This window comes from Prevotella sp. P3-92 (genome assembly GCF_002251205.1).
GTDB lineage: Bacteria > Bacteroidota > Bacteroidia > Bacteroidales > Bacteroidaceae > Prevotella.
Genome location: NZ_NPJE01000059.1, coordinates 16,575 through 30,521, shown reverse-complemented (window position 1 = coordinate 30,521; position 13,947 = coordinate 16,575). Strand labels below are relative to the sequence as shown.

Here is a 13,947-nt window from a genome sequence, read left to right as displayed (position 1 = left end):
GATATGTTAGAGGTAAAAAACCTGCATGCCACCATTGCTGGCAAAGAAATACTGAAAGGCATCGACCTGACCATTCGCGACGGTGAAACACATGCCATCATGGGCCCCAACGGTTCGGGCAAGAGCACACTCAGTGCCGTTCTCGTGGGCAATCCACTCTACGAAGTGACCGAAGGAGAAGCATATTTCAATGGTAAAAATCTATTGGACATGAAGCCCGAAGACCGCGCACACGAGGGATTGTTCCTTTCGTTCCAATATCCTGTGGAGATTCCCGGAGTATCGATGACCAACTTCATGAAAGCTGCCATTAACGAAAAACGGAAATATCAAGGTCTTGAACCAATGAATGCCGCAGAGTTCTTAAAACTGATGCGCGAGAAGCGAAAGATAGTAGAACTCGATTCTAAACTTGCCAACCGCTCGGTCAACGAAGGATTCAGCGGTGGCGAGAAAAAACGCAACGAGGTATTCCAAATGGCTATGCTTGAACCAAAGCTAAGCATTCTCGACGAGACCGACTCAGGCCTCGATGTCGATGCCATGCGCATTGTTGCAGAAGGAGTCAACAAACTGCAGACTCCACAAACCTCCTGTATCGTTATCACCCACTACGACCGACTGCTGGAGATGATTCGTCCACAGTTTGTTCATGTGCTCTACAAGGGACGCATCGTAAAAACCGGAGGTCCAGAACTGGCCAAAGAGATACAAGAACATGGTTACGACTGGATCAAAGAAGAAATAGGAGAAGAATAAATGGGTAGCGAACAACAATATATCGAGCTCTATCAGGAAGCAAGGCAGATGATTATCAGTCATGCCCCAGAGCACATGAATGCCATACGCGACAAGGCTTTCGAGCATTTCAAAGCGCAGGGCTTCCCCACCCGACGGGTGGAACGGTATAAATATACCGACCTGCAACAACTCTTCGAACCCAACTACGGACTGAACCTCAACCGACTCAACATCCCCGTTGACCCCTATGAGGCCTTCCGATGCGATGTACCCAACCTATCTACTTCGCTTTATTTCATGGTCAATGACGCCTTCTACACCCAAGAAACTCCTAAAGGCCATCTGCCCGAAGGTGTTTTTGTGGGATCAATGAAGGAACATCCCGAACTGGTGGCAAGCCACTATGGGCGCTTAGCAAAAACCGACGAAGATGCCGTAACAGCTCTCAACACCATGTTGGCACAAGACGGACTGCTTGTTTATGTGCCACGCCACACCAAAGTGGAACGTGCCATACAGGTCATCAACATCCTCCGAAGCGATGTTGACCTTATGGTCAACCGCCGCGTGATGATTATCCTGGAGGATGGAGCCGAACTGAAAATGCTCTTCTGCGACCATGCAGCCGATGACCGCAATTTCCTTTCCACACAGATCATCGAAGCATTTGTTGGCAACAATGCCTCGCTCGACCTCTATTGTTTGGAAGAGACACACCACAAGAACGTACGTATCAGCAATGTATATATAGAGCAACAAGCTAATAGCCGTGTCAACCACAATGTGATAACCCTTCACAATGGTGTGACACGCAACCGCCTTGATCTCACCTTTGCTGGCGAAGGTGCAGAATGTGGATGCTATGGCTGTGTGATTGCCGACAAGAAACAACATGTAGATAACAACACGCTCATCCGTCATGAGGTGCCCCACTGCACCAGCACAGAACTCTACAAGTACGTGCTCAACGAAGATGCCGTTGGAGCATTTGCAGGAAGAGTCTATGTGGCACATGGCGCACAGAAGACCTCATCGCAGATGACCAATCAGAACTTGACAGCTTCAAAGACAGCCCGTATGTACACCCAGCCCATGCTGGAGATTTATGCCGATGACGTAAAATGTGCTCACGGAAGTACAGTAGGCCAGCTCAATGATGCGGCCCTCTTCTACATGCAGCAACGCGGCATATCGAAAAAAGAGGCACGACTGCTGTTGCAGAACGCATTCATCAACGAGGTGGTCGATCAGATGCAACTCGAACCACTCCGCGACCGCCTGCACTATTTGGTAGAAAAGCGTTTCCGCGGTGAACTCAGCAAATGTGTGGGATGCAAACTCTGTAAATAAGATTATAAGAAAAGATGTACGATATCAATAAAGTGCGGGAAGATTTCCCCATTCTGTCGAGAAAAGTCTATGATCGTCCACTTGTCTATCTCGACAATGCAGCCACCACTCAGAAACCTCTCTGCGTGCTCGATGCTATGAGAGAGGAGTACCTCAACGTCAATGCCAATGTACATCGCGGTGTCCACTACCTGTCGCAACAGGCCACCGACCTACATGAGGCAGCAAGAGAAAAGGTGCGTGCTTTCATCGGTGCCGCTAAAACAGAAGAGATTGTGTTCACTCGCGGCACTACAGAAGCCATCAATCTAGTAGCATCATCATTCTGCGAAGAGATGATGAAAGAGGGCGATGAAGTTATTGTCACCGACATGGAGCACCACTCCAACATCGTGCCTTGGCAACTACAAGCCAACCGCCGCGGCATCGTAGTACGTCATCTGCCTTTCGACGAAAAGGGCGATCTCTGTTTGGATCAGTTGGAACAGATGATCAACGAGCGTACCAAACTGGTGAGCATGGCCCATGTAAGCAATGTGCTCGGCACAGTAAACGATGTAAAGCATGTGACAACCATTGCCCACAAATATGGAATTCCCGTATTGGTGGATGGTGCACAGAGCACTCCCCACTTTCATGTTGATGTAAAAGAACTGGATTGCGATTTTTTTGCCTTCAGTGGACACAAGATGTATGGCCCTACTGGTATCGGTGTGCTCTATGGTAAAGAAGAATGGTTGGAAAGACTTCCACCCTATCAAGGTGGCGGCGAAATGATAGATAAAGTATCGTGGGAACAAACCACTTTTGAACGCCTGCCCTTTAAATTTGAAGCAGGCACGCCCGACTATGTAGCAACCCACGGCCTCGCCACTGCTATTGATTATATTTCGGCATTAGGCCTTGACCAGATAGCAACCCACGAGCAGATGCTTACCCATTATTGTATGGAGCAGATGTCAACCATCGATGATATGCGTCTGTTTGGCACATCAGCACACAAAGATGCAGTAGTCAGTTTTCTGGTGGGCAATATCCACCACCTGGACATGGGCACCCTGCTCGATCGCCTTGGCATAGCTGTACGCACTGGACACCATTGCGCCCAACCCCTGATGACTCGCCTTGGTATCAGCGGCACGGTGCGCGCATCGTTTGCCCTTTACAATACGAAAGAGGAGATTGACATTTTGGTCAATGGCATACGCCGTGTCAGTCAGATGTTCTGACCAACAGTGTCAAGTTTCTGCATATTGGGCATTAACTATTAGTCGCGTCCAAGTCCGCTGTTTCGGCATTTGAGCAATGCGTTGCAAAACCACAGCAGACAGAGCAGCCGCAATACCAACGACATGGATGCAAATACAAGGAAGAAGAAAGCAGCCTGTGCATTGCATAGCAACAAGGTCTGTCGCACGTTGACTTTCTCGCCTAGCAATCGCGAATAGTAGTTGGCAAGAGCCGCAAGGGGTTTATTGGCAAGATTGGCTATACGCTGTACATTGAGCATGAGGCGCTCGTTACGATTCAAAGTGATGGTCTGTTTCATATTCAGTTCAGATTTTATTGTTTCGATGCTGCAAAGGAACTACTATTTTGTGCACAATATGTTCACTTTCAAAATATCTTAGTTAAAAGAATTTAATCGTTAACATCTCTTTACAATATTATATGCTTGCAAGCCATTATTACACGGGTAAGATAGAAGCAGGATGCGATGAAGCCGGACGTGGATGTTTGGCAGGTAGCGTCTATGCTGCTGCTGTTATCTTTCCTGAAGACTACCACAACGAGGCGCTCAACGACTCGAAACAATTGACAGACTATAAGCGCAAGCAGTTGCGCGAGATTATTGAGCGCGACGCATTGGCATGGGCTGTAGGCATCGTAACAGCCGAGGAGATCGACCGCATTAACATCCTCAATGCCTCGATACTCGCCATGCACCGTGCTCTCGACCAGTTGAAAGTGCGTCCAGAAGCAATTATTGTGGATGGCAACCGTTTCAAACCCTATCAGAAGTTGCCCCACACCACTATTGTCAAAGGTGATGGTAAATATCTCAGCATTGCAGCAGCCTCGATTCTTGCCAAGACTTACCGCGACGACTATATGGATGGACTGGCAGAGGAATATCCTGAATACGACTGGCATTCCAACAAAGGATATCCCACCAAGAAGCATCGCGAAGCTATCAGTCGTTACGGTATCACTCCCTATCACCGCAAGAGTTTCAATCTGCTGGGCGATGGGCAGCTTTCACTCGATTTTGGAGAATAGCCTATGCGTCACGACAAACTGAACCGAGAGCTGTCGTTGCTGCTTCTACTTACCGAAAACAAGAAGCTCAACGTACAGCAACTCTGCGAAAAGATGGAGCTATCAAAGCGCACGCTCTATTACTATCTCGATTTTTTCCGTGACTTTGGCTTCGAAGTGGAAAAGCGCGGTACCGTCTATTCCATCGACAAAAACTCCACCTACTTCACCAAACTCTTCCGCAAAGTGCATTTCACCGAAGACGAAGCCATCTATATCCGCCGCATGCTTGAAAACTATGGTGGTCAGGGAGCACTGGTGGCCCATCTAAAGAGGAAGCTCGACACGCTCTACGATTTTAATATCCTTGCCGATGCCCAGTTGCGCGAACAGCAGGCTTTGAATATCAGCGTCCTCTACGATGCCATCAAATATCATCGCAATGTCATTCTCCACCATTATTCATCGCCACACAGCAACTCGGTGAGCGATCGCATTGTCGAACCGTTCATGTTGATGAACGACAATCGCGAGGTGCGTTGCTATGAATTAACATCAAAGATGAACAAGACCTTCAAGGTGGCACGCATGGAATCGGTAGAGTTGTTGGCCGACGAATGGCAGCACGAAAGGCAGCATCGACAGATGTACACCGACATCTTCATGTTCAGCGGCGAACAACAGATGCGTATCAAACTACGTCTGGGCCGCCTATCAGCCAATATCATACAAGAAGAATATCCATTATCGGCAGCCTATATCTGTAAAGACAATGACACCCATTGGATACTTGAACTCGATGTGTGCAGCTATATTGGTATAGGTCGTTTTGTCATGGGACTGTTTTCTGATATCGAAGTATTGGAAGACTCTGGTTTCTGTAAATATATCCACGACAAAGTCAAGGAGATGGAAGAAAAGATAAAAAACACACCATGATAGTGTTCAACATAAAGGAATAATTAGTACTTTTGCGTCGGTAAAAAGAAAACAGCAAAAGATAACCCGTACATTATGGAAACGTCACACTCCAACAAAGTAGAACTGCGCAACCTCCAAATGGAGGACTACGACCAGTTGGCACGATCATTCCGACGCATCTATGCCGATGCTGATGTCTTCTGGACTCACGCACAAATCAAGAAACTCCTCACTATCTTTCCCGAAGGCCAGATTGTTATCGTGGTCGATGATAAGATAGTGGGATGTGCCCTATCCATCATTGTTGACTACAACAAGGTGAAAGGCGACCACACCTATGCACAGGTCACTGGCAACGAAACGTTCAACACTCACAACCCCGACGGCAATATCCTTTATGGCATCGAGGTGTTTATCCATCCCGACTACCGTGGCATGCGACTGGCTCGCCGCATGTACGAATATCGCAAGGAACTCTGTGAGAAACTCAACCTCAAGGCCATCATGTTTGGCGGTAGAATACCCAACTACCACCTCTATGCCGACACCATGCGTCCTAAGGAATATATAGAAAAGGTACGCACGCGAGAGATATACGACCCGGTACTTACTTTCCAGCTGTCCAACGACTTCCACGTGCGTCGTGTCATCCGCAACTATCTGCCCAACGACGAGGAGTCGAAACATTGTGCCACACTGCTGCAATGGGACAATATCTACTATCAGCCATCCAACAATGTGGTGGAAAAGCGTCCCACGGTACGTATCGGTATGGTACAATGGCAGATGCGCCCCTACCATACGCTCGATGATTTGTTCGAACAGGTAGAGTTCTTTGTCGATTCCGTATCCGACTACAAGAGCGATTTCATCCTCTTCCCCGAATACTTCAACGCTCCACTGATGGCGAAGTTCAACGATATGGGCGAGGCACAGTCTATCCGTGCCATGGCACAATATACGGAGAAAATCCGCGATCGCTTCGTTGAAATGGCCATCAGCTATAATATCAACATCATCACAGGTAGTATGCCTTACGTTAAAGATGACGGTGCTCTCTACAATGTGGGCTTTCTTTGCCGTCGCGACGGATCGTACGAGATGTTTGAAAAGATACATGTCACTCCCGACGAACAGAAATGTTGGGGACTGACCGGTGGCAGCCATGTGCAGACTTTTGATACTGACTGCGGACGCATCGGCATACTGATTTGCTACGATGTAGAGTTCCCTGAGCTGTCACGCCTGATGGCAGATGAGGGCATGCAGATACTCTTTGTACCATTCATGACCGACACTAAGAACGCCTACTCACGTGTTCGCATCTGTGCACAGGCTCGTGCCATCGAAAACGAGTGCTACGTGGCAATTGCCGGAAGTGTGGGCAACCTGCCGCGTGTCCACAACATGGATATCCAGTATGCACAGTCTGCTGTGTTCACGCCATGCGACTTTGCATTCCCCACCGACGGTATGCGTGCCGAGGCAACACCCAACACCGAGATGATATTGGTAAGCGATGTAGATCTGAGTCTGCTCAACGAGCTACACACCTATGGTGCTGTGCGCAACCTGCGCGACCGTCGTGGCGACCTCTACGAACTAAAGATTAAACCTGCTGCTAAACAGGATATCGAAGGTTAACCTCATACTCCTTGCGCGTGCGCATGGGCGCACGCGCACACGCGATGTCTCAAAAATCGACCACCCGACCACAAACACTGTCTAACCAACAGAGATACAGAAACATAGCCTGTGGCCGACGACTTTATCTTGACGCGTTTCGACCACGTTTCGACCACAAATAGACCATCAACTGACCACAACAGACCTTCATTCGACCACCAACTGACCACCAAAAGGCTTTTTCGACAAGAGAAAAATACCGTGATACGCGCATGCCTAATCTCCACCGCTTGGCACTTCTCGTGGCTACACTAAAGCCACTTCTGCACCGCTTTCAAGTGCCAATATGGAGTATCGCCATCGCAGTTTCGCGACGAGCAAAACAAGGTCCTTGCAAGTGCATGACAGTCAAAAGGATAGTGCGCTGTTTTGCAAATTCATTGAATTTGGTCAGCAATCTCATTGAATTTGGTCAGCAAATTCAATGAATTTACTCGGCTATTTCAATGATTTTGCCCTATTGTCATGATGATATTCGTGCGCTAAAGAACTGCTGCATGTCTCAAACGAAAGTCGCTCTTCTCAGCAAATCAATTTGTTTTGCAGAGCAAATCAATTTACTTTGCAAAGGAAATCAATTTGTTTTACTGAGGAAATCAATTTACTTTGCATTCGCATCGACTGCATTTTCGAGCGAAACTCCTGTTTCTCAACATATTATACCGACGTCCGCAACACCGTCAGCAACAGTCCGCAAACAAGAAGACAATCATGGCTTTTCTGTGGACAAACGATGGGGAATATCTGCCATTGAAGTGAAATTCCTATGCCATTAACCTTAATTAACACGAAAAACCTTGTGCTGTAAAAATAAAAAGACGATATTTGCAGAAATTATCAAGTGTTTTATGACCCAACAATAGCTATTATAACCTTTTAAAACTATTTTCGATATGAAGTATTCATATAAACTTTTAATATTGTGTATTATTGGATTACTCAGTGGATGTGAAATAGAAGAAGACGATACCCCTGCGGATGCAATAGACGTACTATCTGTAACAGGCAGAATATTAGACCACAACAACCAACCTGTAAAGAATATACCAATTTCATTCTACTATAATTGTGGTAACTGGTTTATAAATTATACCCTAAAAAAAGCCACGTCAAAAACAGATGAGAACGGTATATATAAACTCACGGTCTATCGCAAGAAAGAAGAAAGAAGTATAAATGGAGGAGAAGGAAGTATCTATTACATAGAACCAAACCTGAACAAGAAAAAGTATTTTCTCACTTATCTATACGAAACTGAGAATATTGAAGGCTTCTGGACAGATAGATACCATATAATTGACGATTATGTTTTATGGGAAGCCCAATATGTTAAAGTGATTGCAAAAACAAAGCCTAAAGATGCCAAGAGATACAAAATAGAGTGTGAATTAGAAAGATCTGTGGGTGGTAGATATGACAAATGCATCCGTTCAGACACAACGTATTTTCAAGTGCCCCTACATCAAGACTTGAAGTTTACGATGACGTGGGACGATAAGTATAAAAGAACAGTTTTCGTGAAAAAAGACAATCTGCCCAAGCAAATAGATCTCTCATATATACCGGAATGACGTGTAGATTGAAACGGCAAGAGTATTGGCTATACAAAACGGCCCAAAGAGACAAGTACTTAGTGAATTATTCAGCATAAAAACTGAAATATAATTGAAGTCGCTCTCACTTTTGCAAAACATTTGGCACACCTTGGCAAAACGTTATCAAAAGAATATAAATCAATTTTATTTCTGAGCGACATTCGAATAGATATGAGCATCGCAGATATGCTTTCGCAATTTGGTGGTCGATGGGTGGTCGATATAAACAGTTTCGACCACCGCCTAAAATACTGAACGATAACGTGATGCACACATCGGTGGTCGAGTGGTCGAAATTTTCTTAAAACTAAAATTCTTGTATAACTCTGGAAAAACGGAAAAGTGCCCTGCAAAGCCGTGAAGCTTCTGCAGGACACTTTAGATTATTTTTCAGCTATATGATTCGCTGCAATTAGAAGTCCATTTTGTCGAGAGCATCGCTGAAATCCTTGGGCTCGTTGTTGGGCTCATGGAATTCGTCGTTGCGCTGTGGACGCTCGCGGTGATCGTTGTGCTGACGACGCTCGCCACGCTCAGGACGGGAGCGACGCTCGCCACGGTCGCGACGTGCAGGACGCTCAACATATCCCTCAGGCTTATCAATAAGAACGCGATGAGAGAGTTTGAACTTACCGGTCTTAGGATCTATCTCCAGCAGTTTCACCTTAATCTTATCGCCTTCCTTGATACCAGCTTCCTCTACGGTCTCCAAACGCTTCCAGTCGATTTCTGAAATATGGAGCAAACCGTCCTTGCCTGGCATGAACTCTACAAAGCAACCATAAGGCATGATGCTGCGTACGGTACCCTCGTAAACCTCACCAATCTCAGGAATAGCCACAATGGCACGAATCTTGGCAATAGCAGCATCGATGCTGTTCTTATCGGGACCGCTCACCTGAATCTTACCAACGCCATCCTCTTCATCGATAGTGATAGTAGCACCGGTATCCTCCTGCATCTGCTGAATGATCTTTCCGCCCGGGCCAATCACAGCACCAATGAACTCCTTAGGAATCTCAAAGGCTACGATGCGGGGTACGTGTGGTTTAAGCTCAGCACGTGGCTCAGCAATAGTATCGGTGATGCATTTAAGGATATGCTCACGGCCAGCCTTAGCCTGCATAAGAGCTTTTTCCAAGATTTCGAACGACAGACCGTCGCACTTGATATCCATCTGAGTGGCTGTCAGACCGTCCTTAGTACCAGTGGTCTTGAAGTCCATATCACCCAAATGGTCCTCGTCGCCGAGGATATCGCTCAATACAGCATATTTATCTTCACCGGGATTCTTAATCAGACCCATGGCAATACCTGATACAGGCTTCTTCATAGGAACACCTGCATCCATCAGGGCAAGCGTACCTGCACAAACGGTAGCCATAGATGAAGAACCGTTAGACTCGAGAATCTGAGATACCAGACGTACGGTATAAGGGAAGTCCTCAGGTATCTGACCCTTCAAGCCACGCCATGCCAAGTGACCGTGACCAATTTCACGACGACCCACGCCACGCTGGGCTTTGGCCTCACCAGTACAGAATGGAGGGAAGTTATAATGGAGCAAGAAGCGCTGATAGCTCTTGTCAAGTACATCGTCAACAAGTTTCTCATCGAGTTTAGTACCGAGAGTACAAGTGGTCAGAGACTGTGTCTCACCACGTGTAAAGATAGAGCTTCCGTGAGGCATGGGCAGTGGAGAAACCTCACACCAAATAGGACGAATCTCGTCGGTCTTACGACCGTCAAGACGAATACCCTCATCCAAAATGCAACGTCGCATAGCGTCGCGCTCCACATCATGATAGTAACGGTCCATCATGGCATATTTCTCTTCGAGCTCATCTTCGGTGAGATCGGCATGTGCAGTAGCATACTGCTCCTTGAAATCTGCCAATATCTTTTCGAATGCCTCAGCACGCGCATGTTTCTCAAGAGCCTGCTTGGTCACGTCGTACGAAGGCTGATAGAGTTCCTTGTTCATCTGCTCACGCAGTTCTTCATCGTTGACTTCGTGATCGTATTCGCGCTTCACATCGGTACCGAGCTCCTTGCTCAGTGCGGTTTGCAATTCACACATAGGCTTGATAGCAGCCATCGCTGCTTTCAGTGCGCCAATCATATCTTGCTCTGATACTTCCTTCATTTCGCCTTCCACCATCATGATGTTTTCGGCAGAAGCACCAACCATGATGTCCATGTCAGCTTCCTTCATCTGTTCGAAGGTTGGGTCGATAACAAACTCGCCATTAACACGAGCTACACGAACCTCACTGATGGGGCACTCGAAGGGAATATCCGAACATGCCAATGCTGCTGATGCGGCGAATCCTGCCAATGCATCGGGTTGGTCAACACCATCTGCACTCAGAAGCATTACATTCACATAAACTTCAGCGTGATAGTTAGAAGGGAACAGCGGACGGAGCACACGGTCCACCAGACGGCTGGTAAGGATTTCGTTGTCACTGGCTTTGCCTTCGCGCTTGGTGAAACCACCGGGGAATCGACCTGCGGCGGCATACTGCTCTCTGTAGTCAACCTGCAGAGGCATGAAATCTGTTCCGGGAACTGCATCTTTTGCGGCACAAACAGTGGCCAGAAGTACGGTGTTGTTCATACGGAGAACAACGCTTCCGTCAGCCTGCTTTGCCACTTTCCCGGTTTCAATTGTGATGGTTCTTCCATCAGGCAACTGAATACTTTTCGTAATTACGTTCATCTTATTTTTTACGTCTAAATAAATAAATCATGCAAAATTACCTATTTTATTGGTAATAAACGAATAAACTGCCGATATTTTTCTTTTTTTTATGAATTTGCCACAACCGTTTTCTATCGTGGGGATATAGGTACCGATAGCGGCATTCGGTATTTTTAATAGCCAATGCAAAAAGATATGGATAAAAAGCGAGACCTTTGCACACGCTTTCGAGGAAAGCGATATCGCTCAACCCTCGTTTTTACATATAAAAAGAAAGAAAAAAATATATAAATTATGGAGACTTATAGATTAGTTATTTTAGCTGTTTCATTGGCTATGCCTTTGATTGTTGTGGCGTTGAAAAAGTTCACTTTCGCTTTCCAAAATTACAAGAAGAGAACTCTGGGCTGTCAAGAGAAACTATTTCTCAACAACGAATGTTACGACTACGTAACAGCTGGCCACATGGCAGAAGAGGAAGTGATGATTAAGGACAACGAAACAGGCATGGTATATGACGACTACGAACTTGAACAGCTCTAAAGAAACTGCCCATTTTCTTGCCACCTATGCCGCAACCATGCTGGCTGCCGGCGGTTCATCTGCCCGTTGCGAAAAGACGGTACACCGTATTGCCGAAGCATACGGAACAACAGCAGAGATCACCATCTTACCCCATACGGTTATGACCACTGTATGGGACAAGGATCATAGTCAGTCCTTTTCCGTTGGAGAGAAATTGCCTGTCACAGGTCTCAACTTCTATGTCATTTCCCGTCTGAGTCACTTGTCATGGGATGTCCGCGACAATGGCATCACACTGGAAGATGCAAAAAACGAATTTCGTAGCATCATGAAGAAACCACGACTCAACCCTTGGTTGGTAACGCTACTCACTGGCCTTGCCAATGCTTCGTTCTGCCGTTTGTTTGAAGGCGATTGGAGAGCCATGCTCATTGTATTTATTGCCACTGTCAATGGTTTCTGGATTAAGAATGCTTTGCATAAAGAATGGAAATGGGATATGCGTCTGGCTGTACTTTGCGCTGCTTGTTGTTCATCAGTCATCGCCTGTGCAGGTTTTATGTTCCATTGCACCGATACACCAGACATTGCACTAGGTACCAGTGTGTTATATCTTGTACCTGGCATCCCATACATCAACTCCGTCAGCGACCTTATCCACGGACATTTACTCTGCTGCATCAGCCGTTTCATCGAAGCATCTGTGCTGACAGCATGCTTGGGCATCGGCCTATCGGTAGGCATTCTTTTAATGAACATACAATATTTCTAAAGACTTTACGTTATGATTATGACAGATATCCTGTTGGACGGTTTCTTTGCCGCCATTGCCGCCATCGGTTTCGGAAGCATCAGCAATGTGCCTCTCCAAGCTTTCAAAGGATGTGCACTGCTTGCGGCAGCAGGTCATGCCACACGTTTCGTGCTGACCCATGCCTGCGGTTGGGGACTGATTCCAGCAGCCTTTATCGGTGCATTGGTCATTGGATTCTTTGCACCGAAAGCGAGCCGCCACTGGCGTATTCCTGCCGAAGCGCTGGCATTTCCTGCTCTCTTACCGATGATTCCGGGTATGTATGCCTATCGTTCGGTTGAGGGATTGCTACAATGCATTATGAGCAAGGATGCCGAAACATTCACCCATGCCTTCTATCTGTTTAGTTACAATGGCATGGTATGCGTCATCATTGTCATACTGATGGTACTTGGTGCGACAGTTCCCATCATAGTGGATGCACGCAGACAAACTGATAATAGCGATACAAAAACAGCATAACATGGAACTAAGACAGCTTCGTTTCTTCCTAAAAGTCTCTGAGACTCTCAATTTCTCAGAAGCTTCTAAGCAATTGTACATCACCCAAAGCACACTAACACAAACTATTAAACAGTTGGAAACTGAGCTCGGCGTGGTGCTGTTCGACCGTAACAGTCACGAAGTACATCTGACAGAAGCTGGTAAGGAACTTGTGGATTATGCCAACCGCACGGTGACTGCTGCCGATGACTGCATGGCACGAATGACCGATCTGACGCAGATGAAATGTGGAACGCTCCGCATTGGTGTCACCCACTCCTTTTCATTGATGACTGCTGAAGTGGTGACAGAATTCTGCCGCCTCTATCCCAACACGCACATTGATATCACATACTTGCGTATGGAAGAACTTATCGACAAGTTGTGCCGTCATGAATTGGATGTAGTGCTGTCATACAAGCCCACTCATATCAGCAAGAAAGTGGAATCGGTAGAACTCTTCAAAGACCAGTTGGGGGTGGTTGTACCGCAAGACCACGAGCTGGCATCACGCCCTTCGCTGACTCTTGCCGACATTGCCAACTATTCGTTTGCACTTCCAGCAAAGGGCTTACAGGCGCGCAACGTATTGGAACGTCTGTTGGTTGCGCACAACATAACTCTCAACACACATGTGGAACTGAACATTGCCACGCCCTTATTGCGCCTGGTGCGTAAGAGCAAGATGCTGACCGTGCTGTCTTGTTCAGCTGTTGCCACCACACCAGACCTATGCGCCATTCCTCTTGAAGGGGAAGAAAGTAGTATGGTGGGATGTTTCCATACGTTGAAAGGAGTATATCGGAAGCATGCTGCCGACGAAATGCTCCGTCTGCTGAAAGAGTATATCGCCTTCTACAAGATGTAAA

Annotated in this window: 13 protein-coding genes; 11 read left to right on the top strand and 2 right to left on the bottom strand. The window is 46.7% G+C overall.

Features of this window, described 5'->3' with window-relative positions:
* Positions 1-3: 3 nt before the first annotated feature.
* From sufC to CIK93_RS09380, 3 genes are read left to right on the top strand one after another with little or no spacing between them, the layout of a single operon-like run.
* Positions 4-759, top strand: coding sequence for a Fe-S cluster assembly ATPase SufC (gene sufC, locus CIK93_RS09390; protein ID WP_094391482.1), 756 nt, complete (start codon positions 4-6; stop codon positions 757-759).
* Positions 760-2,091 (top strand): Fe-S cluster assembly protein SufD, encoded by a 1,332-nt coding sequence (gene sufD, locus CIK93_RS09385; RefSeq protein WP_094391483.1) that lies wholly within the window; start codon positions 760-762, stop codon positions 2,089-2,091. It abuts the gene before it with no gap.
* Between the two features lie 14 nt (positions 2,092-2,105).
* The gene (locus tag CIK93_RS09380) at positions 2,106-3,320 is read left to right on the top strand and encodes an aminotransferase class V-fold PLP-dependent enzyme (protein WP_094391484.1); all 1,215 of its coding nucleotides are present in this window, start codon (positions 2,106-2,108) and stop codon (positions 3,318-3,320) included.
* A gap of 38 nt (positions 3,321-3,358) precedes the next feature.
* Here CIK93_RS09380 and CIK93_RS09375 read toward each other — a convergent pair whose 3' ends face one another.
* Positions 3,359-3,640 carry a hypothetical protein gene (locus CIK93_RS09375; RefSeq protein WP_094391485.1) on the bottom strand — a complete coding sequence of 94 codons (282 nt, stop codon included), beginning with the start codon at positions 3,638-3,640 and terminating at the stop codon, positions 3,359-3,361.
* Positions 3,641-3,762: 122 nt separating this feature from the next.
* Between CIK93_RS09375 and CIK93_RS09370 the strand changes: the two genes are divergently transcribed.
* From CIK93_RS09370 to CIK93_RS09355, 4 genes are all read left to right on the top strand, one after another.
* Positions 3,763-4,371, top strand: a complete 609-nt coding sequence (locus tag CIK93_RS09370; protein WP_094447187.1) for a ribonuclease HII — start codon at positions 3,763-3,765, stop codon at positions 4,369-4,371.
* A gap of 3 nt (positions 4,372-4,374) precedes the next feature.
* A complete protein-coding gene (locus CIK93_RS09365; protein ID WP_094447186.1) occupies positions 4,375-5,289 on the top strand; it encodes a YafY family protein in 915 nt (304 codons plus the stop codon).
* Positions 5,290-5,364: 75 nt separating this feature from the next.
* Positions 5,365-6,915, top strand: a complete 1,551-nt coding sequence (locus CIK93_RS09360) for a bifunctional GNAT family N-acetyltransferase/carbon-nitrogen hydrolase family protein (RefSeq protein WP_094391488.1) — start codon at positions 5,365-5,367, stop codon at positions 6,913-6,915.
* Positions 6,916-7,850: 935 nt separating this feature from the next.
* The gene (locus CIK93_RS09355) at positions 7,851-8,528 is read left to right on the top strand and encodes a hypothetical protein (RefSeq protein ID WP_094447185.1); all 678 of its coding nucleotides are present in this window, start codon (positions 7,851-7,853) and stop codon (positions 8,526-8,528) included.
* Between the two features lie 436 nt (positions 8,529-8,964).
* Here CIK93_RS09355 and pnp read toward each other — a convergent pair whose 3' ends face one another.
* Positions 8,965-11,274: a polyribonucleotide nucleotidyltransferase gene (gene pnp / locus CIK93_RS09350; protein WP_094447184.1), complete on the bottom strand. Its 2,310-nt coding sequence runs from the start codon at positions 11,272-11,274 to the stop codon at positions 8,965-8,967.
* Positions 11,275-11,550: 276 nt separating this feature from the next.
* Between pnp and CIK93_RS09345 the strand changes: the two genes are divergently transcribed.
* From CIK93_RS09345 to CIK93_RS09330, 4 genes are read left to right on the top strand one after another with little or no spacing between them, the layout of a single operon-like run.
* A complete protein-coding gene (locus CIK93_RS09345) occupies positions 11,551-11,799 on the top strand; it encodes a hypothetical protein (protein WP_094447183.1) in 249 nt (82 codons plus the stop codon).
* The gene (locus CIK93_RS09340) at positions 11,771-12,553 is read left to right on the top strand and encodes a threonine/serine exporter ThrE family protein (protein WP_094447182.1); all 783 of its coding nucleotides are present in this window, start codon (positions 11,771-11,773) and stop codon (positions 12,551-12,553) included. The genes CIK93_RS09345 and CIK93_RS09340 overlap by 29 nt, the downstream gene beginning before the upstream one ends.
* A 12-nt stretch (positions 12,554-12,565) precedes the next feature.
* Positions 12,566-13,057: a threonine/serine exporter family protein gene (locus CIK93_RS09335; protein ID WP_094391496.1), complete on the top strand. Its 492-nt coding sequence runs from the start codon at positions 12,566-12,568 to the stop codon at positions 13,055-13,057.
* Position 13,058: 1 nt separating this feature from the next.
* Positions 13,059-13,946, top strand: coding sequence for a LysR family transcriptional regulator (locus CIK93_RS09330; RefSeq protein WP_094447181.1), 888 nt, complete (start codon positions 13,059-13,061; stop codon positions 13,944-13,946).
* Position 13,947: the final 1 nt, after the last annotated feature.